This is a genomic window from Streptomyces sp. NPDC041135 (genome assembly GCF_055592085.1).
In genome coordinates this window covers 87914-111883 of the sequence record NZ_JBVIYZ010000010.1, presented here as the reverse complement: position 1 = coordinate 111883, position 23970 = coordinate 87914, and the positions used below count along the sequence as shown (strand labels likewise).

23 protein-coding genes are annotated in these 23970 nt (G+C 74.3%); 12 read left to right on the top strand and 11 right to left on the bottom strand.

What is annotated here, in order from left to right; all coding sequences use genetic code 11:
• Nucleotides 1–4: 4 nt before the first annotated feature.
• Nucleotides 5–931: an NADP-dependent oxidoreductase gene (locus tag ACZ6CZ_RS23220; protein WP_469024280.1), complete on the bottom strand. Its 927-nt coding sequence runs from the start codon at nucleotides 929–931 to the stop codon at nucleotides 5–7.
• 148 nt (nucleotides 932–1079) lie between these two features.
• Here ACZ6CZ_RS23220 and ACZ6CZ_RS23215 point away from each other — a divergent pair, with 148 nt between their 5' ends.
• The 3 genes from ACZ6CZ_RS23215 to ACZ6CZ_RS23205 all read left to right on the top strand — a co-directional run bounded on the left by ACZ6CZ_RS23215 (nucleotide 1080) and on the right by ACZ6CZ_RS23205 (nucleotide 3815).
• Entirely contained in the window at nucleotides 1080–1379 is a 300-nt protein-coding gene (locus tag ACZ6CZ_RS23215; RefSeq protein ID WP_469024278.1) for a hypothetical protein, read from the top strand.
• 153 nt (nucleotides 1380–1532) lie between these two features.
• Nucleotides 1533–2594 (top strand): phosphotransferase family protein, encoded by a 1062-nt coding sequence (locus tag ACZ6CZ_RS23210; RefSeq protein WP_469024276.1) that lies wholly within the window; start codon nucleotides 1533–1535, stop codon nucleotides 2592–2594.
• Nucleotides 2595–2600: 6 nt separating this feature from the next.
• Nucleotides 2601–3815, top strand: coding sequence for an acyl-CoA dehydrogenase family protein (locus ACZ6CZ_RS23205; protein WP_469024273.1), 1215 nt, complete (start codon nucleotides 2601–2603; stop codon nucleotides 3813–3815).
• A gap of 60 nt (nucleotides 3816–3875) precedes the next feature.
• Here the strand turns inward: ACZ6CZ_RS23205 and ACZ6CZ_RS23200 are convergent, their stop codons facing one another.
• From ACZ6CZ_RS23200 to ACZ6CZ_RS23190, 3 genes are read right to left on the bottom strand one after another with little or no spacing between them, the layout of a single operon-like run.
• Nucleotides 3876–4469 (bottom strand): TetR/AcrR family transcriptional regulator, encoded by a 594-nt coding sequence (locus ACZ6CZ_RS23200; RefSeq protein WP_469024271.1) that lies wholly within the window; start codon nucleotides 4467–4469, stop codon nucleotides 3876–3878.
• Nucleotides 4470–4496: 27 nt separating this feature from the next.
• Nucleotides 4497–6164 (bottom strand): class I adenylate-forming enzyme family protein, encoded by a 1668-nt coding sequence (locus tag ACZ6CZ_RS23195; RefSeq protein ID WP_469024268.1) that lies wholly within the window; start codon nucleotides 6162–6164, stop codon nucleotides 4497–4499.
• Complete coding sequence (locus ACZ6CZ_RS23190; RefSeq protein WP_469024265.1) at nucleotides 6164–6925, bottom strand: SDR family oxidoreductase; 762 nt, start codon at nucleotides 6923–6925, stop codon at nucleotides 6164–6166. The genes ACZ6CZ_RS23195 and ACZ6CZ_RS23190 overlap by 1 nt, the downstream gene beginning before the upstream one ends.
• Nucleotides 6926–7133: 208 nt before the next feature.
• On the opposite strand from ACZ6CZ_RS23190, the gene ACZ6CZ_RS23185 reads away from it, so the two are divergent.
• Both ACZ6CZ_RS23185 and ACZ6CZ_RS23180 read left to right on the top strand, forming a co-directional pair.
• A complete protein-coding gene (locus tag ACZ6CZ_RS23185) occupies nucleotides 7134–8366 on the top strand; it encodes an exo-beta-N-acetylmuramidase NamZ family protein (RefSeq protein WP_469024262.1) in 1233 nt (410 codons plus the stop codon).
• Nucleotides 8367–8447: 81 nt separating this feature from the next.
• Entirely contained in the window at nucleotides 8448–9773 is a 1326-nt protein-coding gene (locus ACZ6CZ_RS23180) for a serine-threonine protein kinase (RefSeq protein WP_469024260.1), read from the top strand.
• 18 nt (nucleotides 9774–9791) lie between these two features.
• Here ACZ6CZ_RS23180 and ACZ6CZ_RS23175 read toward each other — a convergent pair whose 3' ends face one another.
• Nucleotides 9792–12593 carry a penicillin acylase family protein gene (locus tag ACZ6CZ_RS23175; RefSeq protein ID WP_469024259.1) on the bottom strand — a complete coding sequence of 934 codons (2802 nt, stop codon included), beginning with the start codon at nucleotides 12591–12593 and terminating at the stop codon, nucleotides 9792–9794.
• 318 nt (nucleotides 12594–12911) lie between these two features.
• Between ACZ6CZ_RS23175 and ACZ6CZ_RS23170 the strand changes: the two genes are divergently transcribed.
• From ACZ6CZ_RS23170 to ACZ6CZ_RS23160, 3 genes are all read left to right on the top strand, one after another.
• Nucleotides 12912–13514: a hypothetical protein gene (locus ACZ6CZ_RS23170; RefSeq protein WP_469024257.1), complete on the top strand. Its 603-nt coding sequence runs from the start codon at nucleotides 12912–12914 to the stop codon at nucleotides 13512–13514.
• 91 nt (nucleotides 13515–13605) lie between these two features.
• A complete protein-coding gene (locus tag ACZ6CZ_RS23165) occupies nucleotides 13606–14352 on the top strand; it encodes a 3-keto-5-aminohexanoate cleavage protein (protein ID WP_469024254.1) in 747 nt (248 codons plus the stop codon).
• 76 nt (nucleotides 14353–14428) lie between these two features.
• Complete coding sequence (locus ACZ6CZ_RS23160) at nucleotides 14429–15496, top strand: RNA ligase (ATP) (protein WP_469024251.1); 1068 nt, start codon at nucleotides 14429–14431, stop codon at nucleotides 15494–15496.
• 51 nt (nucleotides 15497–15547) lie between these two features.
• Here the strand turns inward: ACZ6CZ_RS23160 and soxR are convergent, their stop codons facing one another.
• Nucleotides 15548–16006, bottom strand: a complete 459-nt coding sequence (soxR, locus tag ACZ6CZ_RS23155) for a redox-sensitive transcriptional activator SoxR (RefSeq protein WP_469024248.1) — start codon at nucleotides 16004–16006, stop codon at nucleotides 15548–15550.
• A gap of 104 nt (nucleotides 16007–16110) precedes the next feature.
• Between soxR and ACZ6CZ_RS23150 the strand changes: the two genes are divergently transcribed.
• Nucleotides 16111–16572: a MaoC family dehydratase gene (locus ACZ6CZ_RS23150; protein WP_469024245.1), complete on the top strand. Its 462-nt coding sequence runs from the start codon at nucleotides 16111–16113 to the stop codon at nucleotides 16570–16572.
• Here the strand turns inward: ACZ6CZ_RS23150 and ACZ6CZ_RS23145 are convergent.
• The 3 genes from ACZ6CZ_RS23145 to ACZ6CZ_RS23135 form a co-directional block, all read right to left on the bottom strand.
• On the bottom strand, nucleotides 16563–17210 hold the full coding sequence (locus ACZ6CZ_RS23145) for a TetR/AcrR family transcriptional regulator (protein ID WP_469024242.1): 648 nt from the start codon (nucleotides 17208–17210) through the stop codon (nucleotides 16563–16565). The genes ACZ6CZ_RS23150 and ACZ6CZ_RS23145 overlap by 10 nt on opposite strands.
• Nucleotides 17211–17332: 122 nt before the next feature.
• The gene (locus tag ACZ6CZ_RS23140; protein ID WP_469024239.1) at nucleotides 17333–17620 is read right to left on the bottom strand and encodes a YiaA/YiaB family inner membrane protein; all 288 of its coding nucleotides are present in this window, start codon (nucleotides 17618–17620) and stop codon (nucleotides 17333–17335) included.
• 60 nt (nucleotides 17621–17680) lie between these two features.
• Complete coding sequence (locus tag ACZ6CZ_RS23135; protein WP_469024657.1) at nucleotides 17681–18832, bottom strand: acyl-CoA dehydrogenase family protein; 1152 nt, start codon at nucleotides 18830–18832, stop codon at nucleotides 17681–17683.
• Between the two features lie 112 nt (nucleotides 18833–18944).
• Here ACZ6CZ_RS23135 and ACZ6CZ_RS23130 point away from each other — a divergent pair, with 112 nt between their 5' ends.
• The 3 genes from ACZ6CZ_RS23130 to ACZ6CZ_RS23120 all read left to right on the top strand — a co-directional run bounded on the left by ACZ6CZ_RS23130 (nucleotide 18945) and on the right by ACZ6CZ_RS23120 (nucleotide 21384).
• Nucleotides 18945–19586 carry a TetR/AcrR family transcriptional regulator gene (locus ACZ6CZ_RS23130; protein ID WP_469024237.1) on the top strand — a complete coding sequence of 214 codons (642 nt, stop codon included), beginning with the start codon at nucleotides 18945–18947 and terminating at the stop codon, nucleotides 19584–19586.
• A gap of 46 nt (nucleotides 19587–19632) precedes the next feature.
• Entirely contained in the window at nucleotides 19633–20346 is a 714-nt protein-coding gene (locus ACZ6CZ_RS23125) for an ArsR/SmtB family transcription factor (RefSeq protein WP_469024234.1), read from the top strand.
• Nucleotides 20347–20439: 93 nt separating this feature from the next.
• Complete coding sequence (locus ACZ6CZ_RS23120) at nucleotides 20440–21384, top strand: DMT family transporter (protein ID WP_469024231.1); 945 nt, start codon at nucleotides 20440–20442, stop codon at nucleotides 21382–21384.
• A 68-nt stretch (nucleotides 21385–21452) separates the two neighbouring features.
• Here the strand turns inward: ACZ6CZ_RS23120 and ACZ6CZ_RS23115 are convergent, their stop codons facing one another.
• Both ACZ6CZ_RS23115 and ACZ6CZ_RS23110 read right to left on the bottom strand, forming a co-directional pair.
• Complete coding sequence (locus tag ACZ6CZ_RS23115; RefSeq protein WP_469024229.1) at nucleotides 21453–22535, bottom strand: Zn-dependent alcohol dehydrogenase; 1083 nt, start codon at nucleotides 22533–22535, stop codon at nucleotides 21453–21455.
• A gap of 16 nt (nucleotides 22536–22551) precedes the next feature.
• Nucleotides 22552–23940: an aldehyde dehydrogenase family protein gene (locus ACZ6CZ_RS23110; protein ID WP_469024226.1), complete on the bottom strand. Its 1389-nt coding sequence runs from the start codon at nucleotides 23938–23940 to the stop codon at nucleotides 22552–22554.
• Nucleotides 23941–23970 lie beyond the last annotated feature (30 nt).

Sequence of the window (23970 nt, the reverse complement as noted above, 5' to 3'; positions counted from 1 at the left end):
GCGCCTACTCCACCGTGACAACGATCTTGCCCCGGGTGCGGCCCTCCTGGCTCAGCCGGTGGGCCTCGGCCGCCCGCTCCAGCGGGAACGTCTCGCTGACGTGGACGGAGACGGCGCCCTGTTCGGCGAGCGCGGCGAGCCGGGTCAGGTCCTCGGCGTCGGGGCGTACGAAGTGGTAGCGGCCGCCGTAGCCGCTCACGTCCGGGTCGGCGACCGACGCCAGGCGGCCCTCGGGCGCCAGCAGGTTGGCGGAGACCTTCAGGGTGTCGCCGCCGATGGTGTCGAAGGCCGCGTCGACGCCCTCGGGGGCGAGTCCGCGCACCCGCTCGGCCAGGCCCTCGCCGTAGGTGACGGGCTCGCCGCCGAGGCCGCGGACGAAGTCGTGGTTGCGCTCGCTCGCCGTGCCGATCACCCGGGCGCCCAGGTGGGCGGCGATCTGGACGGCGAGGGAGCCGACGCCGCCGGCGGCCGCGTGCACCAGGACCGTCTCGCCGCGCCCGACCTGGAGCACCTTGACGATGACCTGGTAGGCGGTGAGCCCGGCCAGCGGCAGCCCGGCGGCCTCCTCGAAGCCCAGGTTGCGCGGCTTGCGGGCGAGGGTGCGCACCGGGGCGGCGACGTACTCGGCGAAGGTGCCCCGGGAGAGGACGTCCTCGCGGACGTAGCCGATGACCTCGTCGCCGGCGGAGAACTCCGTCACGGCCGCTCCCGGCCGTACCACCACCCCGCTGACGTCCCAGCCCGGGATCACCGGGAAGACGGGGTCCAGGACGCCGTCCAGGTGGCCCTCGCGGCACTTCCAGTCGACGGGGTTGACGGCGGCCGCCCGCACCTCGAGCAGCACCGCGTCGGGACCGACCTTGGGGTCGCGGACCTCACCGTACTCCAGTACCTCGGGTCCGCCGTACCGGCTGTAACTGATGCCCTTCATGCCACCGACCCTCCGGGGTGGTCGGGCGCCACGCAAGCGGGATGTCCCGATATGCGGTGTTCGCGTGGCAACCTGTGCGTCGTCAGCGGCGTGCGCGTCCCCCGCGACGCCGGCGCCGCCCTCACCCGTACCCCCGAAGGTGACCACCATGACCGCGCTGCACCAGGAACACGACGCGCACGGCACCCACAGCCACGGCCCCGGCTGCGGGCACACCGCCGTGCCGCACGGCGACCACCTCGACTACGCGCACGACGGCCATCTGCACCGCGAGCACGGCGGCCACTGGGACGAGTGCGAGCCGGCCGGGCACCTCGCGCACGACGGCCACGACCACCGGCACGGCGAGGGCTGCGGGCACCCGCGTGTGGTCCACGGCGACCACGTGGACTACCTGCACGACGGACACCGGCACGCCGAGCACGAGGGCCACTGGGACGACCACTGAGCCATCCCGGCGCACCCGACGGCTCCCCGGGAGGTCTTCCGGGGAGCCGTCGGCCTAGGGTGGCTCCGATCACGTTTGCGTCAGCCACTGGACGGCATACCGACCGGTCGGCATCATGAGTCGCATCCTTTCCACCGTACGGAGGAGCGACGCATGAGCCCCGACCACCCGCCCGGACTCGATCTCGACCGGCTGCGCGGCCTGCTCGACCGGGAGCGGCCCGGTCTGGTGAGCGGCCCGCTGACGGGGCGGCTGATCGAGGGCGGACGGTCGAACCTCACCTACGCGGTCGGCGACGGCGCCTCGAAGTGGGTCGTGCGGCGCCCCCCGCTGGGCCACGTCCTGGCCACCGCGCACGACATGAAGCGCGAGCACCGCGTGATCAGCGCCCTGCACCCGACGGACGTCCCCGTGCCCCGCCCGGTGCTGCTGTGCGAGGACACGGAGGTGCTCGGGGCGCCCTTCTACGTGATGGAGTTCGTCGAGGGCACCCCGTACCGCACCGCGGACCAGCTGGCGCCGCTGGGGCCCGAGCGCACCCGGAACGTGGTGCTGGGCCTGGTGGACACGCTCGTGGGGCTGCACGCGGTGGACCCGGCCGCGGTGGGCCTGGCCGACTTCGGCCGGCCGGAGGGCTTCCTGGACCGCCAGCTGCGCCGCTGGGGCAAGCAGCTGGACGCCTCCCGCAACCGCGACCTGCCCGGCATCGACGAGCTGCACGCGACGCTCGGGCGGCGGCTGCCGCACTCCGGAACGCCCGCGGTGGTGCACGGCGACTACCGCCTCGACAACGTCCTGATCGGCCCGGCGGGCGACCCCGCCGGGACCGGCGGCACCGACGCGGGCGGTGACACGATCCGGGCGATCCTCGACTGGGAGATGTCCACGCTCGGCGACCCGCTGACCGACCTCGGTCTGCTGGTGATGTACAGCCGGCCGCTGGGCATGCCCGGCTCGCCCGTCTCCACCACCGCCGAGGCGCCCGGGCACCCCTCGCCGCAGGAGCTGGTCGAGCGGTACGCGGCGCGCTCGGGGCGGGACGTGTCGGCGGTGTCCTGGTACACGGCGTTCGCCTGGTTCAAGCTCGCCGTGATCCTGGAGGGCATCCACTACCGCTACACGCTCGGCCAGACGGTCGGGCGGGGCTTCGACCGCATCGGCGACCTCGTCCCGGTCTTCATCGACCACGGACTGACCACTCTTCAGGAAGGCTGAGCCACCATGGACTTCGCGTTCGACGCGCGCACCGAGGAGCTGCGCGGCAAGCTGCTCGCCTTCATGGACGAGCACGTCTACCCGGCCGAGGCGGTCGCCGAGGAGCAGCGGGCCGCGCTGGCCTCGCCGTGGGACACCCCGGCGGTGGTGGAGGAGCTGAAGGCCGAGGCGCGCCGGCAGGGCCTGTGGAACCTGTTCCTGCCGGACGCCGCGTACGGGGCCGGGCTGACGAACCTCCAGTACGCCCCGCTCGCCGAGATCACCGGCCGCTCCCCGCAGCTGGCGCCCACCGCGCTGAACTGCGCCGCGCCGGACACCGGCAACATGGAGGTGCTGGCGCAGTTCGGCAGCGAGGAGCAGCGCAAGCAGTGGCTGGAGCCGCTGCTGGCCGGGGAGATCCGCTCGGCGTTCGCGATGACCGAGCCGGAGGTGGCCTCCTCGGACGCCACCAACATCACCACCCTGATCGAGCGCGACGGCGACGAGTACGTCGTCACGGGCCGCAAGTGGTACATCTCCGGGGCGATGAACCCGGACTGCTCGATCTTCATCGTGATGGGCAAGACCGACCCCGACGGGCCGGACATCCGCCGCCAGCAGTCGATGGTGCTGGTCCCCCGGGACACGCCCGGCGTCCGGGTGGAGCGCGCGATGCGGGTCTTCGGCTACGAGGACCACTACCACGGCGGTCACGCCGAGGTGGTCTTCGACCACGCGCGCGTGCCGGTGTCGAACCTGATCGGGGAGGAGGGCGGCGGCTTCGCCATCGCCCAGGCCCGTCTCGGTCCGGGCCGCATCCACCACTGCATGCGGCTGATCGGCATGGCCGAGCGGGCGATCGAGCTGATGTGCCGGCGGGCCGTGTCCCGCACCGCCTTCGGCAAGGCGCTCGCCCAGCAGGGCGTGGTGCACAACTGGATCGCGGACGCCCGGGTGACGGTGGAGCAGCTGCGGCTGCTGGTGCTGAAGACGGCCTGGCTGATGGACACCGTGGGCAACCGGGGCGCCCACACCGAGATCCAGTCCATCAAGATCGCCACGCCCCGGGCGGTCGTCGGCATCCTGGACCGGGCCATCCAGCTGCACGGGGCGGGCGGCGTCAGCCAGGACTTCCCGCTGGCCGAGCTGTACGCGGGCGCCCGCACGCTGATGCTGGCCGACGGTCCGGACGAGGTGCACCAGCGGTCGCTGGCCCGGCGGGAGCTGAAGAAGTACCGGTGAGCACGCGCGCGAGGGGGCGGGCGCCGCGGCGCCCGCCCCCTCGCGCGTGTCCGGCGTGCGTCAGGGCCGCAGTGCCCGCAGCAGCAGGTCGGCGAGGTGGGCGGCGAGTTCCTGGGGCGCCAGGGGGCCGTCCGGGCGGTACCAGGTGGACAGGTGGTGGACGGAGCCGAAGTGGTAGTCCACCACCAGGTCGGCGGGGGTCGCCGTGGAGAAGACGCCCTCGCGCTGGCCCTCCTCGACGAGCGCGCGGAAGCGCTCGTGGTAGCGGCGGCGCTCGGCGCGCACCTGCTTGTTCTTCTCCGGGCTCAGGTGGTGCATGGAGCGGAAGAAGATCGACGCGTCGTCGAGGTTGTCGATGGTCGTGACGACGACGTCGGCCGCCGCCGCGCGCAGCCGCTTCTCGACCGGTTCGTCGGCGTCGGCGAAGGCGTCGAGGCGCTCCTGCTGGACCCGCAGCACGCGCGCGTAGATCTCGTGCAGCAGGTCGTCCTTGGAGCCGAAGTAGTGGTAGAGGGCTCCCTTGGTGACCCCGGCCGCCTCGACGATCTCCTGCACGGAGGTGCGGTCGTAGCCCTGCTCGGCGAAGAGCCTGGTGGCGGCGGCCAGCAGCCGCTGCGGGACGGGCACAGCGTCCCCGTCGGTCGTCCTGGGCACTGCCGCCACCTGCCTTTCCGTAAAGCTTCACTGACCGTCGCGCACGCGGGAACGCAGCTCCCGACGGAGGATCTTGCCACTGGCCGTCTTGGGCAGGTCGGGCAGGATCTCCACCTGGCGCGGATACTTGTAGGCGGCCAGTCTCTCCTTGCAGTAGGCGGCGAGCGTACCGGGGTCCGCGTCGGCGCCGGGACGCAGGCTGATGTAGGCCTTCACGCTCTCCCCGCGGTACCCGTCGGGAATGCCGACGACGGCCGCCTCGCGCACCGCCGGGTGGGTGTACAGGACGTCCTCGACCTCGCGCGGCCAGACCTTGAAGCCGGAGGCGTTGATCATGTCCTTCTTGCGGTCGACGACGTAGAGCCAGCCCTGCTCGTCCATGAAGCCGATGTCACCGGTGCGCAGTTCGCCGCCGGGGAAGGCCTCGGCGGTGGCGTCGGGGCGGCGCCAGTAGCCGGGGACGACCTGGGGGCCGCTGACGACGATCTCGCCCTGGGTGCCGAAGGGGACCTCCGCGCCCTGCTCGTCCAGGATGCGGACGACCGTCTCGGCGCCGGGCACGCCCACGGCGAGGGTCCCGGAGACCGGGTCTACGGGTGCCTCCAGACCCGGCGGGACGGAGGCGCAGGGGGCGGTGCACTCGGTCAGGCCGTAGCCGTTGCGGATGTAGGGCCCGAAGCGCTCGCGGAACCGCTCCACCAGGGCCGGGGGCAGCGGCGCCCCGCCCGAGGAGAGGTGCGCGAAGGAGGAGAAGTGGTCGCGGCCGGCGTCCGGGTGGGCGGCCAGCGCCATGAACGCCGTGGACGGGCCCACCGTGTAGTGCGGGCGGTGCTCGGCGAACGCCTCCAGCACCACCCCCGGCTCGAAGCGGTACGTCAGCACCAGCGTGCCCGCGCTGTCGAGGCAGGCGGCGAGCTGGCAGACCATCCCGGTGATGTGGAACAGCGGGGCCAGCGCGTGGTAGACGGGCGGGTCGGGCAGGTTCAGCCCGGTCCGCTGCCGCTCGGCGTTGTGCATGATGTTGCCGTGCGTGTTGGTGGCGCCCTTGGGGGTGCCGCTGGTGCCCGAGGTGTAGCTGATCAGGGCGATGTCGGCGGGGCCGGGGTCGCGGCCCCGGGGCGCCGCGCCGCCCTCGCGGGCCACGCTCACCAGGTCCTCGGCGTCGGGTGCCTGCGGGAGCCGCCGGAAGGCGAGCACGCGCGGATCGTCGCGGGTCTGGAAGTGCAGCTCGCACGCCGTGAGCACGGTCCGCACCGGCGAGCCGGCGGCGGTCTCCCGCAGATACGCCTCCCAGGCCCGGTCGGAGCAGATCAGCGCGGCGGCCTCGGCGTCCTTCAGGACGTGAGCGACCTCGGCCGACTTGTACATGGGGTTGACGGGCACCACGGTGGCGCCCGCCTTCCAGGCGCCGAGGACGGCGATCACGAAGTGCGGGGAGTTCTGCAGCAGGACGGCGACCCGGTCGCCGCGGGCCAGTCCGCGGGCGGCGAGGCGGGCGGCGACGGAGTCGCTCAGCCCGTCGGTCTCGCGGTAGCTCAGCCGGCCGTCGAAGTAGGCCAGGAAGGTGCGCTCGGGGGTCTCGGCGGCGGCGCGGCGCAGGGCGTGCACCAGGGAGCCGACCGGGTGCACGGGGGCGCGCTGGGCCTCGTTCAGCAGGGCGAGCCAGGGGCGGGCGGCGTAGTGGGACTCGGTCATCAGGCCTCTTCCCACTTCTGCTGGATGTGGTTCATGGTACCCAGCCAGCGCTCGGGGTCGGCGGCCCGGGCGGCGTAGTACCCGGCGACCTCGGGGTGCGGCAGGATCAAGAAGCGGTCCTCCTCGATGCCCGTGAACAGGGCGTCCGCCACGTCCTCGGGGTCGATGGCGGTCGGCCGGAGCACCAGGTCGCCCGCGCTGCCGGTGCCGGCCAGCATGTCGGTGCGCACGCCCTGGGGGCAGATCGCGTGGACCTTCAGGCCGCGGTGGCGGTAGGTCAGCGACAGCCACTCGGCGAAGGCGTAGGCGCCGTGCTTGGTGACGCTGTAGGGGGCGGCGCCGATCATGGTGAGCAGGCCGGCGGCGGAGACCGTGGAGACGAAACGGCCGTGGCCGCGCTCCAGCCAGCCCGGCAGCAGCTGCTCGGCGGCGCGGACGTGGGCCATGACGTTGACGTCCCAGGCGCGCGCCCAGACCGCCTCGCCGGCCGCCTCGGAGCCGCCGGAGGCGACGCCGGCGTTGGCGCACCAGACGTCGACCGTGCCGCCGAGCGCCTCGCGGGCCTCGGCGACGACGGCGGAGGCGTCGCCGGGGACGGCGAGGCCGCCGATCTCCGCGGCGACGGCCTTGGCCTTGCCCTCGTCCAGGTCGTTCACGACGACCCGGGCTCCTTCGGCGGCGAACCGGCGGGCCAGCGCGGCCCCGATCCCACCGCCCGCTCCGGTGACGACCACTCCGGCATCCTGCACGGCTTCCACCATCGGTCTCCTTCGACACGGCCGGGTACGGCTCGGCACCGGGTCGCCCCCGGCGCCACCCGGGCCCAGACTAACCAGTCGGTATGTGTAAGGGGAAGGGCCGTTGCCGCACACCTATGAGGCACGGGCCGCACCGGCGGGCGACCGCACCGCACGGACGCGGCCGCCTCCGCACCGCCCGCACGCCCCGACTCACGGAAGGTCCCGCCCCATGCCCCTGTCCAGACGAGCAGTGCTCGCGTCGGCACCCGCCGCGATGCCCCTCACGTCCACCGCGGCCGCTCCCGCGCCCCGGGGACACCTCCGCACGGGCTTCGAACGCCTGGCCGCCGGCGGCTACGCCCAGCTCGACGGGCAGCGCGTCGGCGTCGTCACCAACCCCACCGGGATCACCCGGGACGCGCGGCACCTCGTCGACGTCATGCACGCCGACCCGCGGGTGCGGCTGACCGCCGTCTTCGGGCCCGAGCACGGCTTCCGGGGCACTGCCCAGGCCGGCGGCTCCGAGGGCCGCCACGACGACCCGGCGACCGGGCTGCCGGTCTACGACACCTACCTCAAGAGCGGCGCGCCCCTCGCGGACGTCTTCACCGCCTCCGGCGTGGACACGGTCGTGTTCGACATCCAGGACGTCGGTGCGCGCTTCTACACCTACATCTGGACCCTGTACGACTGCATGGAGGCGGCCCGGCTCGCGGGCAAGCGGTTCGTCGTCCTGGACCGGCCCAACCCGGTGACCGGGCGGGCGGCCCAGGGGCCGGTGCTGCACCGGGAGTTCGCCACCTTCGTGGGGCGCGAGCCGATCGCCCAGGCGCACGGGATGACGGTGGCGGAGCTGGCGCGGTTGTTCAACGGCGAGTTCCTGGCCGCCCCGGTGGAGCTGGAGACGGTCACCATGACGGGCTGGCGGCGCTCGTGGTTCTACGACGCCTGCGGGCTGCCGTGGGTGCCGCCCAGCCCCAACATGCCGACCCCGGACACCGCCCTGGTGTACCCGGGGACCTGTCTGTTCGAGGGCACCAACCTGTCGGAGGGGCGCGGCACCACCCGGCCCTTCGAACTGCTCGGCGCGGACGGCGTCGACGGGCGCTGGGCGCGCGCCGCGAACGCCCTGGAGCTGCCCGGCGTCCGGTTCCGGGAGGCGTACTTCGCGCCGACGTTCTCCAAGTTCCAGGGCACGACGATCGGCGGTGTGCAGCTCCATGTGCACGACCGGGCGGCCTTCGACCCGGTACGGACCGGCATCGCGCTGCTGGTGACGGCCAAGCGGGTGTGGAGCGGCTTCGCCTGGCGCCCGGACCACTGGATCGACAAGCTCACCGGGTCCGCCGCGGTGCGCACCGCGATCGACGCCGGGGCGGACCCGGACGAGGTGGTGGCCGCCTGGCAGGAGGAACTGGCCGCGTTCCGTGCCGTACGGAAGAAGTATCTGCTCTACAGGTGAGCCGCGCGGTATGGCCAACCTTGCCCCACAGCGGGACGATGCGCCCACATCGCACCGGTTCGGGGGACGAGGGAGCCTGTCATGGCGGACTCTGGAATGAGCGTGACTCCCTACTGGGAGCTGACCTTCGACGCGGACGGCGACGTGGCCGGGCCCGAACGGGACCGGCTGCTGGCGCAGGTCACGCACCGCGGCGTGCGTGACCTGGTCGTCTTCGCGCACGGCTGGAACAACGACCGCACGGGCGCGACCGCGCTGTACCGCCGCTTCTTCGCCCCCTTCCCCGCGCTCGCCCCCCGGGCGCGGATCGGGTACGTGGGGGTGATCTGGCCGTCGATGCGGTTCTGCGACGAGCCGATCCCCGACTTCCCGAGGTCGGCGGTGGCCGCGGAGGCCGAGGCGGTGCCGCGGCCGGCGCTGGACAAGGACACCCGGCGCGCCCTGCTGGAGGTTTTCCCCGGCCGGGCCACCGTGCTCGACCGGCTCGCCCGGCTGCTGGAGGCACAGCCGGGCGGGGCGGCCGGGCTCACGGAGTTCGCGGGTCTGGTGCGGGTGCTGGTGGAGGTGGCACCGGACAGCCCGCAGGCCCGCTGCGCGGCGGACACCGAGGGGGACGGCGGACCGGCCCGGGAACCGGCGCTGCTCACCGGGGACCCGGTGGAGGTGTGCGACACCTTCGCGCGGGCCCTGGCGGAGCTGCGCTGCCCGGGCGGGGCCGCCGGCTTCACACTGCCGAACCCGTGGGAGGGCGCCAAGGAGCTGCTGCGGCAGGCCGCCTACCACGCCATGAAGCGGCGGGCGGGCGTGGTCGGCGAGCGCGGGCTCGGGCCGGTGCTGGGACAGCTGGCCGGGGCGGCGCCGGGGGTGCGGGTGCATCTGGTGGGGCACAGCTTCGGCGGCCGGCTGGTGTCGTTCGCGCTGCGCGGGCTGCCCGCGGGGGTGCGCACGGTCGGCTCGGTGACGCTGCTCCAGGGCGCCTTCTCGCACTACGCGTTCGCGGCCGGGCTGCCGCACGACGCACGGGCCGCGGGGGCGCTGCGGGGGCGGCAGGGGCGGGTGGCCGGCCCGCTGGTGTGCTGCCACTCGCACTTCGACTCGGCGCTCGGCACGCTGTACCCGCTGGCCTCGCGGCTGGCCGGCGACGACCGGTCCGTCGCGGACCTCGGCATCGGGCGGGCGCTGGGCGCCGAGTGGGGAGCGCTGGGCTACGACGGGGTGTGCGCGGTGCCGGGCACCCCCCGCCTCGACCTGGCGGCGGCCCTGCGCGGGCCGCTGCCCGCGTCGGGCTGCGTCAACGTCGACGTGTCCGCCGTGGTCAGACGCGGAGGGCCGCCCGGCGGTGCGCACAGCGACATCGTGCACCCCGAGCTGGCGCGGCTGGTGCTGGCGGCGGGCCGTGTCGCCTGACCCGCCGCCGGCCGTGCGTCAGCGGTGTGCGGTGAACTCCACGACCTGCTGGTAGGTCGGGCGGTTCTGCCAGCTGATGGCGCCGTGCTTGATGCCGCCCAGGGTGCGCTGGACGATCGAGTCGGCGCACCACTGGTCACCGGCCGCGCAACTGTCGTCGCCCGGGTAGACCTGGGCGGCGGTGGCCCCGGCCGCCTGCTTCAGGCTCGCGGTGAGCACGTCCCGGCAGGCGGCGAGGCTGCCGCCGCCGCAGTAGGTGCGGTCCAGGCCGCCGCGGACCGGCTCACCGAGGACCGCCCGGATGTCCTTGTCGACATAGCTCCACCAGCCGTACTGGAAGGAGCTGCCGGCGTGGGAGCCGGTCGGGCCGTGACCGGCGGACGGGGCCTCGTCGACGGGCAGGTTGCCAGTGAAGGCGGTGTACAGGTCGCTGCCCAGGCCGGGTTCGAACTCGGCCTTCACCAGCAGCGGCCACCAGGCGTCCAGGATGCGGATCGCGTCGGCGTCGGCGTACTTCTTCGACCCGGCCGAGGTCTCGGTCCGCCGGGCACCGGCCGTCACCCAGGCCTGGAGCTTGCTCACGGCCGCGGCGGTCGTGGCGTCGGTGACCGGGGCGGAGGTCACCACCTTCAGCAGCCTCGGCAGCACGTCCTCGGCCCGCAGGTCGGCCAGGGCCGCGTCGGCCATCGCCTTGACCAGCGCCGTCCGGGTCACCCCGCCGGCGGCGACCAGCTTCTTCACCCGGTCGTCCAGCAGGTTGCCGCGGTGCACCGAGCCGTCGCCCCAGGAGGCGGCGCCGTAGTCCTGGGCCTGCTTGTTGTTCCAGGAGATGTAGTAGTCCTGGTCGACGGAGTTGGGGTGGGCGGAGGCCGGGGTGTAGTCGGCCCGGTTGACCGCCGGGTCCCAGTTGCGCCACTCGTACGCCGGCCGGCCCCACACGGGGAAGTCGGCGTCGACACCGGGGGCGCGCACGGGGTTGTCGCCGCTGTTGTAGTACGCGGTGTGCCGGGAGTCGGCGTAGAACCAGTTGAAGGTGTAGTTGATGTGCTGCGCCGCGCTCTGGAAGGTCTCGGGACCGGTGACGTAATCGGGGTCGTTGAGCATCTGGAAGCCGATGATCGAGTCGGCCTCGTGCAGATAGGACGAGCGCAGGGTGGCGTAGGCGACCTTCTTGCCGCCGACGGTGGCCCGGTACGCCACCGGCCCGTACTCGGTGCGCCACACCCGCATGGTGTACGAGCCGGCCGCGGTGCCGTCGGCGGTCGTCGGGGTCCAGGCGTTCTTCTGCTCGACCTTCTCCATGGCCGTGCAGGTGCCGTGGTACAGGTAGTGGTAGTCGTCCTGGCACAGTTCGACGGCGTAGCTGTCGATGATGTCCTGCCCGGACGTCGTCGCGCTCCAGGAGTAGTCCCGGCCGCGGCCGAGTTCGACGTACATGCTCAGGCCCGCGAAGGAGGCGCCGCGGGCGCTGAGGCCGGGGCCCTGGATCTCCTGGAGCATGAGCAGCTGCGGGGCGAAGTAGCCGGTCTGCGGCCCGAAGACGGCTATCGGGTGGCCGCCGGCGGTGTACTTGCCGCTGACCACGAGGGCGTTGGACATGCCGCGCCGGGCGGAGCCGAGGGCCGTCGTGGCGGCGGCGGCCGAGGCGCGGGTCGCCGCGGCGGCGGAGGCGCTGCCGGTGCGGTCGTAGACCAGGGGTTCGCGGGTCACCGAGCCGGCGTCGGGCAGCGCCCGGCCCTGTGCGGCGGCCGGTTCGCCGGCATAGGGGAAGCTCTCGCCGTCGTGCAGGGTGAGGACGGCCTCGGGGTCGTTGCGTTCGCGGAACGCCTCCCACACCTTGGTGCCCTGCTCCACGCCGAACTTGGACTGGGCGGCCACCAGGGACAGCGCGTTGCTGACCTCGCCGCCGCCGCCGGCGCCGAACAGCGAGCCGACCACCGAGGCGAGCGCCACCAGGTCGGTGACCTTGAAGTGGTCGATGGTGCCGGCGTTGGTGATGGCGTCCTTGTGCCCGGTCAGGACGTACTCGCCGGGGAAGTAGCGGCCGCCGTCCGAGGCGTCGATGTAGGCGTTGATGCCCTCGAGGTAGGCGTTGACGTCGGCGAGGGCCTGCCGGCCGCGGTCGCCGCTGCCGGCGACGGCGGAGTCGATCTGTGCCTGGAGGTCGGCCTCGGTGTAGGGCGCGTTGCGGTAGAACTCCTGCTCCAGGCCCTGGTTGGCGGGCGCGCCGCCCGCGAACGAGGTGAGCTTGCCGCGGCCGACGTGGCGGAAGACGTCCATCAGCCACAGCCGGTCCTCGGCGGCGGCGTATCCGGCGCCGAACTCGGTGCCGTACCGGGTGGTGCCTGTGATGTGCGGCACACCGGTCTTCTTGTCGCGGACGATGGTGACGTCGCCGCGGCCGGCCGGCTTCTCGGTGGACGCTACCTGGTCGGCGGGGACCCCGAACGACGCGTCGTCGAAGAAGGTGTTGATCTTGTCCTCGGTCAGCGCGGAATAGCCCTTGGCGAGGCCGGCATAGGGGCCGAGCTGGTCCTCGGCGTGCGCCGGCTGGGTGCCGAAGGCCTGGTTGAGCAGGATCTGGGCGAGGGTGGCGTTGCCGTTCTCGCCGGGCGGCAGGATGTCCGAACACCGGCCGCCGCAGTAGTCGTCGGAGGCCGCCGCGGTCGTGGCGGTGGTCGCGGCGGCGGCCGTCTGGGCCAGCGGGGACACAAGTGACGCGATCAGGACGCATACGGACGCCGTCTTCAGGAACCCGGAGAACCTGCGGGGAGTTCTCCGTCTGACGGACAACGCGCGGTGTGGGGTGCGCCGTGGCATGGCAGCTCCTCGCGAAGGGGGTGAGCGGACGTTACCGCCGGTATCCCCGGGAGTGAAGATGAACATGCGTCAGTTTTCGCGGCCGCTGCCGCAATCACCGCGGACGGCACCGCGGACGGCACCGCCGCGAGCAGTGCCGAAGGAGCGCGGCGGCCTGCCAGGGGGCGGGTCAACCCGGGACGCCTTATGGGAGGGCATCGGAAATCGGATGGAGCCGATCGGGGCGGGCGTACGTCTGACCGGCATGTCGCGCGACATCCCTACGACGACGCCGAAGTGACCGAAGTTCAGATGCGGATGTGACGGAGGTGCAGGGCGATGGCCGGATTCCGGAGTCTGGCGAGACAGGTGCGTGATCCGCGCTGTGATCTGGCGCTGCGGCGCTACTCGCTGCGCAAGTGCCTGGAGCGGTTCGCTCCCTACGGGCACCGGGCGACCTGGGACCATCTGTGCTCCCGGGCCGGGTTCGGACCCGAGGACCGCTCCCCCGAACCGGCGCGGCTCGTGGCCGCGCTGGAGGAGCTGGAGGAGGCGCGGGCGGTCTGGCTGGCCTACGAGGTGGAGTTCGCCGAGCGCCGCCGGAAGGAGAAGCACGACGGGCTGCGCCGTCCGGGCAGCGTGGACGACTGGCACCGGCTGACCTGGGGCGGCTTCGGGGTCGCCTGGTGCGACGACCCGCGGGTCCACCCCGGCGGGCGGCTGGCCGAGGTGCTGCGGCGGCTGATCGCGGCCCTGGAGCGCGAACCGGGCGCGTCCTGCCCGGTGTGCGACGGGGAGCGCCTCGTCTGGAAGTACGGCCTGGACCACGAACCCTCGTCCGGTCCCGTCTGCGCGGACTGCGGGATCCTCGTACCCCGGCCCGTGCTGACGCCGGAGGCGCTGGCCGGCGCCCGGCGCGGGCGGCTGCTGATGTCGGCCTGAGCACCGGGGGGTGCGCCGGGGATGCCGCACCCCCTGCCGCGGGCGGGCCGCACGCGCCGGCGCTGTCCGGGCCGGGTGGCACCATCGGGGCATGGTGCAGGTGTGTCTGAACGGGCGCCGCGAGAGCGGTGACGGCGTGTGCGTGCCGCTGTCGCCGGAGGCGATGGCGCGCTCCGCGGCCGGTGCGGTGGCGGCGGGCGCCACGGAGATCCATGTCCATCCCAAGTCGCCGTGCGGGCAGGACAGTCTGGCCCCGCGGGCGGTCGCGGCGGCGCTCGGGGCGATCCGGGCGGCGGTGTCGGTGCCGGTCGGGGTGACGACCGGCGCGTGGACGGAGCCCGGCTGGGCGCAGCGCGCGGCGCGGGTGCGCGCGTGGCCGGTGCTGCCCGACGTCGCCTCGGTCAACTGGCACGAGCCGGGCGCCGAGGCGGTCGCCGCCGAACTGCTCGCCCGGGGCGTGGCGGTGGAGGCGGGCATCTGGTCCGGCACGGACGCGGCCGACCGGTTCGCGGCCTCCCCGCTCGGGCCTCGGGTGCTGCGGGTGCTGGCGGAGGTGACCGACCCCGGCCCGGCGACCGCCGAGGCGTCGGCCACGGCCCTGCTGGCCGCGCTGGGCGCGGCACACGGCCGTCCCGTGCTGCTGCACGGCGAGGAGGGCGGCACGTGGCCGGTGCTGCGGCTGGCCGGACGGCTGGGCCTGGCCACCCGCATCGGCCTGGAGGACACCCTGGTCCTGCCCGACGGCAGCCCGGCGGCGTCCAACGCCGGGCTGGTCGCCGAGGGGTTGCGGCAGTACCGGCTCGCCCGGCGCTCCGGGCGGGACGGTAGCAGCCGGTAATCCGGTCGCTCCAGGGATTTCGCGCCGCCGACAGTGGGGGTGACGAGACACCCCTGAGGACCCGAGGAGTCCCGCGATGTCGACGCTGCGCGTCACCGCCGAAGTACTCACCGTCCACCCGCATCCCGACGCCGACGCGCTCGAACTGGCCCAGGTGGGCCTGTACCGGGCCGTCGTCGCCAAGGGCGCCTACCGCACCGGCGAGGCCGCCGTGTACATCCCGGAGCAGTCCGTGCTCCCGGCCGCCCTGGTCGAGGAGCTGGGGCTGACCGGGCGGCTGGCGGGCCCCGGCGCCGACCGGGTGAAGGCGGTGCGGCTGCGCGGGCAGCTGTCCCAGGGCATCGTGTGCCGGCCCCGGGCGCTGGCCGGCGTGGACCTGGCCCGGGCCGCCGCCGAGGGCACCGACTTCGCCGGGCGGCTCGGCATCACCAAGTGGGTGCCGCCGGTGCCGCCGACCATGAGCGGTGACGTCGAGGCGGCGCCCGCGCTGCTGCCCTGGACCGACATCGAGAACATCCGGCGCTACCCCGGCATCTTCGCCTCGGGCGAGCCGGTGGTCCTCACCGAGAAGCTGCACGGCTCGGCGTGCCTGCTGGCCTACGCCGCCGACGAGGAGCGCGCGTACGTCTCCTCCAAGGGGTTCGGGGCGAAGTCGCTGGCCCTGAAGGAGAGTCCGCGCAACCTGTACTGGCGGGCGGTGCGCGGGCACGGGGTGGCCGAGGCCGCCGCGCGCCTCGCCGAGCGACTCGGGGCCCGGCGGGTCGGTGTCTTCGGGGAGGTGTACGGGGCGGGCGTGCAGGACCTGACGTACGGGGCCGACGGGCGGCGGGACACCCTCGGTTACGCGGTGTTCGACGTCTCCGCGGAGATCGGCGGGACGGTGCGCTGGCTGGACCCGGCGCCGCTGCTGGAGGGTGAACTGCCGCTGGTGCCGCGCCTGTACACCGGTCCGTACGACACCGAGCGGGTGCTGGGGTTCGCCACCGGCCGGGAGACGGTGTCGGGGCGGGAGCTGCACCTGCGGGAGGGGGTGGTGATCCGCTCCGCCGTGGAGCGCCACTCCCCGGTGACCGGCGGGCGGGCCATCGCCAAGGCGGTCAGCCCGGCCTATCTGACCCGCAAGGGCGGCACCGAGTACGAGTGAGCGGCCCCGGTGCCCGCGGTCGTGTCCGGCCGCGGGCACCGGCCTCCCGGGTCAGTCCTGTTCCGCCAGGAGCCGGGAGCCGGAGCGGCGCTCGCCGAAGGCGTCGTCGGGGTTGGACAGCACGCAGGTGGCCAGGGACAGGCAGCCGCAGCCGATGCAGTCGGTGAGGTGGTCGCGCAGCCGGTTCAGCTGCTTGATGCGCTCGTCCAGTTCCGCGCGCCAGGCCTGCGACAGCCGCGCCCAGTCCGCGCGGGTGGGGGTGCGCTCCTCGGGCAGTTCGGCCAGCGCCTCGCGGATCGTGGCCAGCGGGATGCCGACCCGCTGGGCGGCGCGGACGAAGGCGACGCGGCGCAGCGTGTCGCGGCTGTAGCGGCGCTGGTTGCCGGCCGTGCGGCGGCTGCTGATGAGGCCCTTGGCCTCGTAGAAGTGCAGGGCCGAGACCGCGGCTCCGCTGCGCGCGGACAGCTGGCCGACGGTCAGCTCGTGGATCTTCTCAGGAATCTGCGGCACTCCGCAGACCCTACCCAGCCGTATCGGCCGTGGTCCGTTGACATCGGTTCCGCACCCGACCATGCTAAGCAGTTGCTTAGAGACGCGAGCGAGAGGCCGGGAACATGGCAGAACCGAGGACCTTCACCTCCCCCGACGAGCTGCGGGGGGCCGTGGGCGAGCAGCTGGGGTACACCGACTGGCTGGAGGTCGACCAGAAGCGGATCGACCTGTTCGCGGAGGCCACCGGCGACCACCAGTGGATCCACGTCGACCCGGAGAAGGCGGCCGCGGGCCCGTTCGGCACGACCATCGCGCACGGCTACCTGACCCTGTCGCTGCTGCCGCTGTTCGGCCCGCAGCTGATCCGGGTCGAGGGCGTGCGGATGGGCGTCAACTACGGCACCGAGAAGGTCCGCTTCCCCGCCCCCGTCCCGGTCGGCTCCCGGCTGCGCGCCACCGCGCGCATCACCGGGGTCCAGGACGTCACCGGCGGTGTGCAGGTGAGCGTCGCCTTCACGGTGGAGCGGGAGGGCGGCGACAAGCCGGTCTGCGTCGCGGAGTCGGTGTCCCGCTACTACCTCTGACCGTCCCCGGCCGGCCGCCCGGCCCCCACCATCCGCAGCACGAGGTCGGCGTAGAGGGCGCCGACCTCGTCGGGGGTGCGGGGCCCGTCGACGTTGAACCAGCGGGCCACGTCGATGCACAGCGACAGCACGGCGAGGGTGGTGCCGTGGACGTCCGGGACGTCGAACTCCCCGGCCGCCACGCCCTCCTCGATGATCGTGCGCACCTCGGCGTCCACCTGCCGGCGCAGGCCGAGGATCTCGGCGCGGGCGTCGGGGCCGAGGGCGTCGAGTTCGTACTGCACGACCCGGGCGGTGGTGCGCCGGCCGGCGTGCCAGCGGACGAAGGAGCCGACCGCGTCGGCGAGCCGCTCGGCCGCACTGCCCTCGCGCCGGGCCGCCGTGCGCAGGATGTCCAGCGCCCGGTCGTGCCCGATCCGGCTGATCCGGTGGAGCAGCTCTTCCTTGGTCTTGTAGTGGATGTAGAGCGCGGCCGGGCTCATGCCGGCGCGGCCCGCGATGTCCCGGGTCGTCGTGGCGTGGTAGCCGCGCTCGGCGAAGGCCTCCACGGCGGCGACCAGCAGTCGCCGGGCCGCGTCAGGGGTCACCTCGTCCCACGGCTCGGCCTCGCCGCCGGCCGTCTCCTGCGCCGTACTCATCGCTCACTCGCCCCTCTCGGTGACAGGAGACACCACCATACCGCCGAAGCTGAGCGGCCGCTTAGTGCGCCCGCGCGGCGGATCGCGGCCGGTCAGCGCGGCCGGAGCCGGCCGGGCCCGGTTCAGCGCTCCTGGAAGGGGTCGTGCTCGGCGAGCAGTTTCTCCAGCCGGGCCTGGTCGACCCGGCTGACGATCTGCCCGGCCTCCTGGCGGTCGCGGATCACCTTGGCGAGGGTGAAGGCGGAGGTGACGAGGTAGAGGACGGCGATGCCGAGGAAGCCGCGCACCCAGGCGTCGGCGTGCAGCCGGACGATGCCGGCCGCGGTGGCCGCCAGGGCGACGGCGAAGGAGGCCACGGCCTGGCCGTAGAAGGCGGCGGTGCTCTGCTGCTTGACGGGTGTGTCACTCATGGGAGGAGCATCGCCGCACCGGGCCGGCGGCGGCATCCGCCGTCGTACTCAGAGAGGTACTCAGAACGCCGAGACGCCGGTCAGGGCCCGCCCGATGAGCAGCTTCTGGATCTGGCTGGTGCCCTCGTAGAGGGTCATCACGCGGGCGTCGCGCAGCAGTTTGCCGACCGGGTACTCGTCGATGTAGCCGTATCCGCCGAACACCTGGAGGGCGTTGTTGGCGGCGCGGACGGCCGCCTCGGAGGCGTAGAGCTTGGCCTTGGAGGACTCCACGGCGAACGGCCGGCCGCGGTCGATCAGGTCGGCCACCCGCCAGGTCAGCAGCCGGGCCGCGTCCACGTCCACCGCGATGTCGCTGATCAGCTCCTGCACCAGCTGGTGCCGGGCGATGGGCTTGCCGAACTGCTCGCGCTCCCCGGCGTACCCGACGGCGGCGTCCAGCGCGGCCTGGGCGATGCCGACGCAGCCCGCGGCCACCGACATCCGGCCCTTGGCCAGCGCCGACATGGCGACCGAGAAGCCCTTGCCCTCCTCGCCCAGCATCGCCGAGGCGGGGACGCGGACGCCCTCCAGCACCAGTTCGGCGGTGGCCTGGCCGCGCAGGCCGAGCTTGCCGTGGACGGCGCGGCGGCTCAGGCCGGGGGTGTCGGTGGGCACCAGGAAGGCGGAGACGCCCTTGTGTCCGGGGGCGTCGGTGGAGCGCGCGAAGAGCAGGACGACGTCGGCCCAGGTGCCGTTGGTGATGAACATCTTGGTGCCGTCGATGACGTAGTCGCCGCCGTCGCGCACGGCCCGCGTGGTGAGGTTGCCCGCGTCGGAGCCGGTGCCGGGCTCGGTGAGGCCGAAGCAGCCGACGTACGCGCCGGAGGTCAGCCCCGGCAGCCACCGGCGCTTCTGCTCCTCGCTCCCCCAGGCGGCGACGGTCTTGGCGACGAGCCCGAGCGAGACGGAGACGATGCCGCGCACGGACGAGTCGCCGCGCCCCAGCTCCTCCGTGACCAGGCAGTAGGCGAGGTGGTCGCCGCCGGACCCGCCGTACTCCTCGTCGACGGTGAGACCGAGGAAGCCCACCTCGCCGAGCTTCTTCACGATCGCGCGGTCGACCTCCTCGGCCCGGTCCCAGGCGATGACGTGCGGGGCGATCTCGCGCTCCACGAAGTCCCGCGCGAGCTGCCGGACGGCCGACTGCTCCTCGCTGAGTCCCAGGTTCACCACGAGATCACCCCATACCGAACGGATACGCCGATGGATCATGCGGCCGCTTGAAAGCCGTACATTTAAATTAGCACTGCTAGTTTCTGGCCGCAGCCCTACTATGTGCGCCATGGCCCGACCGCGCAAGCCCCTCCTCAGCACCGACCGGATCGTCGCGACGGCACGGGAACTCGTGGACGCGGAGGGCCTCGCGGCCGTCTCCACCCGGCGCCTCGCCGCCGAGCTGGGGGTGAGCGGGCCCTCGCTGTACAACCACTTCCGCACCAAGGACGAGATCCTGGAGGCGGTCGCGGACTCGGTGAGCGCGCTGGTCGACCTGTCGATGTTCGAGGACGGGCGGGACTGGCGGACCGCGCTGCACGACTGGGCGGTCTCCTACCGGGCCGCGCTGCGCGACCACCCGAACATCGTCCCCGTCCTCGCCCGCGGCCCCGGCCGCCGCCCGGCGGCCCTGCGCCTCGCGGACGCGGTCTACGGCGCGATGGTCGCGGCCGGCTGGCCGCCCGCGCAGGCCACGTCCGTCGGCGCGCTGATGCGGTACTTCATCATGGGCTCCGCGCTCGGCTCCTTCGCCGGCGGCTTCGTGGACGACCAGAGCGCCTACGACCCGGCCGACTACCCGCATCTCGGCCAGGCCCACCTGCTCGCCGAGCAGCAGGAGAAGATCGACGAGCGGGCCTTCGAGGCGGGGCTGTCGGCCCTGCTGGACGGGCTGGCGCAGCAGTACGACGAGGTGCGGCGGACCGGGTGAGGACATGTCGGCGCCCGCCGAAGAGTCGGTGGCGCATCCTGGGCACATGAGCACCAAGGACTCCCGGGCGGCGGGCCTGGCCGCGCTGGCCTCGCTGGTCGCCGACGAGACGCGCGCCGCGTGCCTGCTGGCGCTGCTGGACGGGCGGGCCTGGACCGCCGGGGAGCTGGCCCGGCACGCCGGGGTGGCCCCGTCCACCGTGAGCGAGCACCTGGGCAGGCTGGTCGCCGGCGGGCTGCTCGACGAGGAGCGGCAGGGCCGGCACCGCTACGTCCGGCTGGCCGGCCCCCGGGTCGCGCAGCTCGTCGAGGACCTCACCGCGCAGGTGGCCCCGGACCCGGCGGGCGGGCGCCCGCGGACCTTGCGGGAGTCCGGCGCCGGGGCGGCGATGGCCCGCGGCCGCACCTGCTACGACCACCTGGCGGGGCGGCTCGGGACCGCGGTCACGGACGCGCTGACCGGGCGGGGCCTGCTGCGCCAGGACACCGGGTTCGCGCTCACCGACGCGGGGCTCGCCTGGTTCGGCTCGGCGGGCATCGCGCTGGAGCGCGGCGGCCGCCGCCCGCTCGCCCGGGCCTGCCTCGACTGGACCGAGCGGCGCCCGCACCTCGCGGGCACGGCGGGCGCGGCGCTGTGCCGGCACGCGCTGGACGCGGGCTGGTGCGTGCGCATCGGCTCCGCCCGCGCGGTGCGGGTGACGGAAGCCGGCCGGCGGGCGCTGGCGGACCTGCTCGGCGTCGACGCCGCCGCGCTGCACTGACCCCCTCCCGCCGCGCCCCGCACCGGGGCCGGCGGCACCGGACGTAACGAATCCGGCCGGCCACGCGGCCGGTCACCGAGAGCGAGGAGCCTGATGATGACCGGCCGGACCGTCCTCCCGCACCGCGAGCGGTTGCCGGCCGCCTGCGCGGCCGGGGTCACCGTGGTGCTGTGGGCCTCCGCCTTCGTGTCGATCCGCAGCGCGGGTGCCGTGTACTCGCCGGGGGCGCTGGCCCTCGGGCGGCTGCTCGCCGGAGCCGTCACGCTGGCCGTCATCTGGGCCGTACGGCGCGAGGGGTGGCCGCCGCGGGCTGCCTGGCGCGGGATCGCGCTGTCCGGGCTGCTGTGGTTCGGGTTCTACATGGTGGCCCTCAACTGGGGCGAGCAGCAGGTGGACGCGGGCACGGCGGCGCTGGTGGTGAACACCGGCCCGCTGCTGATCGCGCTGCTCGGGGCCCGGCTGCTCGGCGATCCGATGCCGCCCCGGCTGCTGGCGGGGATGGCGGTGTCGTTCGCGGGCGCGGTGACGGTGGGGCTGTCGATGTCGGGCGGGGGCGGCTCGTCGGTGCTGGGCGTGGCGCTGTGCCTGCTCGCGGCGGTCGGATACGCCTGCGGCGTGGTCGCGCAGAAGCCGGCGCTCGGCCGGGCGAGCGCGTTGCAGGCGACCACGTTCGGCTGCCTGACCGGTGCCGTGGCCTGTCTGCCGTTCGCCGGGCAGCTGGTGCGGGAGGCGGCGCACGCGCCGGCGCCGGCCACCCTGAACATGGTGTACCTCGGCGTCTTCCCGACCGCGCTGGCGTTCACGACGTGGGCGTACGCGCTGGCGCGCACCACCGCCAGCCGGATGGGCGCGACCACCTACGCGGTGCCCGCGCTGGTGGTGCTGATGTCCTGGCTGCTGCTGGGCGAGGTGCCGGGCCCGCTGACGCTGGCGGGCGGGGCGCTGTGCCTGGCGGGCGTGGCGGTGTCCCGCTCGCGGGCCCGGGCCGCCGCGCCCGGCGCCCCGGGCCGAAGGCCGCGCTCCGAGCGCGTTCCCTGAGCGCGTTCCCTGAAGGCCCCCGCGGGGTTCCCGCGGGGGCGTCCGGGACCCGGCGCGCGTTCGCCGGGTCAGAACACCACGAGCGCCCGGCCGCCCCGGCCCGCGAGCATGTTCTCGAACGCCGCCGGGATGCCCTCCAGCGGGATCCGCTCCGTCACCAGCATCGAGAGGTCCAGCCGGCCCTCCCGTACGTGCTCGGCGAGCACCGGCAGGTCCCGGGCCGGATCGCAGTTGCCGTAGACGCAGCCCGCGAGGGTGCGGCCCCAGTGGAAGATCTCCAGGGCGTTGAAGGTGACCTGCTGGTCCTTGCCGCCGATGCCGACGACGGTGGTGCGGCCGCCGCGGCGGGTGGACTCCCAGGCGGCCCGGATGGTGACCGCGCGGCCCACGCACTCCACGGAGACGTCCACGCCCTGTTTCCCGGTGAGGGCGCGGACGGCGCGCGGGGTGGTGTCGGAGGCGAGGAGGTAGTCGGTGGCGCCGGCCGCGCGGGCCAGCTCCTCCTTCTCGGGGGAGACGTCGACCGCGATGATCCGGGACGCGCCCGCGATCCGGGCCGCCTGCAGCGTGGCCAGGCCCACTCCCCCGACGCCGAACACCGCGACCGTCTCGCCGGGGCGGACGCGTGCGGCGTGGTGGACGGCGCCGTAGCCGGTCAGCACGGCGCAGCCGAGCAGGGCCGCGTCGGTGAGCGGGATGCCCTTCGGTAGGGGCAGCACGCAGGCCGCGGGGACCACGGTCTCCTCGGCGAACGCGGCCACGTTCAGCCCCGGATGCAGCTCCGTGCCGTCGGCGGCGCGGGCGTGCACCCGGGCGGCGCCGCTGAGCGCGTCGGCGCACAGCCAGACCTCGCCGAGCGAGCAGGCGTGGCAGCTGCCGCAGGCGGGAGCCCAGTTGAGGACCACCTCGGCGCCGGGCGCCAGGTGGGTGACGCCCGCTCCGGCGGCGACGACCGTGCCGGCGCCCTCGTGGCCGAGGACGGCCGGGACGGGCAGGCGCATGGTGCCGTCGCACAGGGACAGGTCGGAGTGGCAGACCCCGGCGGCGGCGAGGCGGACCCGGACCTGCCCGGGGCCCGGGTCGGGCAGCTCGATGCCGGTGATCTCCAGGGGGGCGCCGATGGCGGGCAGGACGGCGGCTCGTACGGCCATGACGGGAGGATCTCCTCTAGAACTGGAGGGACTTGGTCTGGAGGTACTCGGCGAGTCCGGGGGCGCCGAGTTCGCGGCCGACGCCGGACTGCTTGTAGCCGCCGAAGGGGGCCCGGGGGTTGAAGCGGCCGCCGTTGATGTCGACCTGCCCGGTGTCCATGCGCCGGGCGAAGGCCACCGCCTCGGCCTCGTCGGCCGCCCAGACCGCGCCGGCCAGGCCGTAGACGGTGCCGTTGGCGATGCGCAGGGCGTCCTCCTCGTCCACGTAGCGCAGGACGCTGAGGACCGGGCCGAAGATCTCCTCCTGGGCGATGGTCATCTCCGGGGTGACGTCCGCGAACACGGTGGGGCTGACGTAGTAGCCCTTCTCGCGCGGGGAGCCGGTTCCGCCGGCGACCAGGCGGGCGCCCTCGGCGACGCCCTTGTCGATGTAGCCGCGCACCCGGTCCCGCTGCGCGGCGTTGACGAGCGGGCCGATGCGGTCGGCGTACTTGGCGGCGGCGGCCGCGGCCAGCTCCACGGCCTCCTCGTAGCGGTCGGTGTGCACCAGCATCCGGGTCCAGGCGCTGCACGTCTGGCCGGAGTTGGACATCACGTTGGCGACGCCGACGTTGACCGCCCTGGCGAGGTCGGCGCCGGGCAGGATCACGTTGGCGGACTTGCCGCCGAGTTCCAGGGCGACCCGCTTCACGGCCGCCCCGGCCACCGCGCCGATCCGCCGGCCGACCGCGGTGGAGCCGGTGAAGGAGACCAGGTCGACGCCCGGGTGCTCGGCGAGCGCCTGGCCGGCGACCGGGCCGAGCCCGGTGACCAGGTTGAACACCCCGGCCGGGAAGCCGGCCTCGTGCACGGCCTCGGCGAACAGCTGCGCGGTGAGCGGGGTGTCCTCGGCGGGCTTGAGGACCAGGGTGCAGCCCGCGGCCAGCGCGGGGGCGGCCTTGGCGACGATCTGGTGCAGCGGGTAGTTCCACGGGGTGATCGCGCCGACCACGCCCACCGGCTCGTGCAGGACGGTGGAGTTGCCGACCTTCTCCTCGAAGGCGTACGTGGCCGCCAGCTCGGCGTAGGAGCCCGCGACCGCGATCGGCACGCCCGCGTGGACGGCCTGCGCGAGGGCGGGCGGGGAGCCCAGCTCGGCCGTGACCGTCTCGGCGATCTCGTCCTTGCGGGCCACCAGGACGTCCCGCAGCGCGGCGAGCCGGGCGGCCCGCTCGGCCGGGGGCGTGGCGGCCCAGTCCGGGAGGGCGGCGCGGGCGGCGCGCACGGCGCTGTCGACGTCGAGGGCGCCGCCCGCCGGGACCCGGGCGATCACCTGCTCGTCGGCCGGGTTCACGACCTCGATCACGTCCCGGCCCGCGGCGGGGCGCCAGGCGCCGTCTATGTACAGGCCGTCATGTGCCTTCATGGTGGTTCCTCCCGGCGGGGCTGCGTCGTC

Bases quoted from the DNA above. Each gene is read 5' to 3' on its own strand.
- ACZ6CZ_RS23220 (WP_469024280.1), bottom strand. From the start codon at position 931: ATGAAGGGCATCAGTTACAGCCGGTACGGCGGACCCGAGGTACTGGAG.
- ACZ6CZ_RS23215 (WP_469024278.1), top strand. From the start codon at position 1,080: ATGACCGCGCTGCACCAGGAACACGACGCGCACGGCACCCACAGCCAC.
- ACZ6CZ_RS23210 (WP_469024276.1), top strand. From the start codon at position 1,533: ATGAGCCCCGACCACCCGCCCGGACTCGATCTCGACCGGCTGCGCGGC.
- ACZ6CZ_RS23205 (WP_469024273.1), top strand. From the start codon at position 2,601: ATGGACTTCGCGTTCGACGCGCGCACCGAGGAGCTGCGCGGCAAGCTG.
- ACZ6CZ_RS23195 (WP_469024268.1), bottom strand. From the start codon at position 6,164: ATGACCGAGTCCCACTACGCCGCCCGCCCCTGGCTCGCCCTGCTGAAC.
- ACZ6CZ_RS23190 (WP_469024265.1), bottom strand. From the start codon at position 6,925: ATGGTGGAAGCCGTGCAGGATGCCGGAGTGGTCGTCACCGGAGCGGGC.
- ACZ6CZ_RS23185 (WP_469024262.1), top strand. From the start codon at position 7,134: ATGCCCCTGTCCAGACGAGCAGTGCTCGCGTCGGCACCCGCCGCGATG.
- ACZ6CZ_RS23180 (WP_469024260.1), top strand. From the start codon at position 8,448: ATGGCGGACTCTGGAATGAGCGTGACTCCCTACTGGGAGCTGACCTTC.
- ACZ6CZ_RS23175 (WP_469024259.1), bottom strand. From the start codon at position 12,593: ATGCCACGGCGCACCCCACACCGCGCGTTGTCCGTCAGACGGAGAACT.
- ACZ6CZ_RS23170 (WP_469024257.1), top strand. From the start codon at position 12,912: ATGGCCGGATTCCGGAGTCTGGCGAGACAGGTGCGTGATCCGCGCTGT.
- ACZ6CZ_RS23165 (WP_469024254.1), top strand. From the start codon at position 13,606: ATGGTGCAGGTGTGTCTGAACGGGCGCCGCGAGAGCGGTGACGGCGTG.
- ACZ6CZ_RS23160 (WP_469024251.1), top strand. From the start codon at position 14,429: ATGTCGACGCTGCGCGTCACCGCCGAAGTACTCACCGTCCACCCGCAT.
- ACZ6CZ_RS23150 (WP_469024245.1), top strand. From the start codon at position 16,111: ATGGCAGAACCGAGGACCTTCACCTCCCCCGACGAGCTGCGGGGGGCC.
- ACZ6CZ_RS23145 (WP_469024242.1), bottom strand. From the start codon at position 17,210: ATGAGTACGGCGCAGGAGACGGCCGGCGGCGAGGCCGAGCCGTGGGAC.
- ACZ6CZ_RS23140 (WP_469024239.1), bottom strand. From the start codon at position 17,620: ATGAGTGACACACCCGTCAAGCAGCAGAGCACCGCCGCCTTCTACGGC.
- ACZ6CZ_RS23130 (WP_469024237.1), top strand. From the start codon at position 18,945: ATGGCCCGACCGCGCAAGCCCCTCCTCAGCACCGACCGGATCGTCGCG.
- ACZ6CZ_RS23125 (WP_469024234.1), top strand. From the start codon at position 19,633: ATGAGCACCAAGGACTCCCGGGCGGCGGGCCTGGCCGCGCTGGCCTCG.
- ACZ6CZ_RS23120 (WP_469024231.1), top strand. From the start codon at position 20,440: ATGATGACCGGCCGGACCGTCCTCCCGCACCGCGAGCGGTTGCCGGCC.
- ACZ6CZ_RS23115 (WP_469024229.1), bottom strand. From the start codon at position 22,535: ATGGCCGTACGAGCCGCCGTCCTGCCCGCCATCGGCGCCCCCCTGGAG.
- ACZ6CZ_RS23110 (WP_469024226.1), bottom strand. From the start codon at position 23,940: ATGAAGGCACATGACGGCCTGTACATAGACGGCGCCTGGCGCCCCGCC.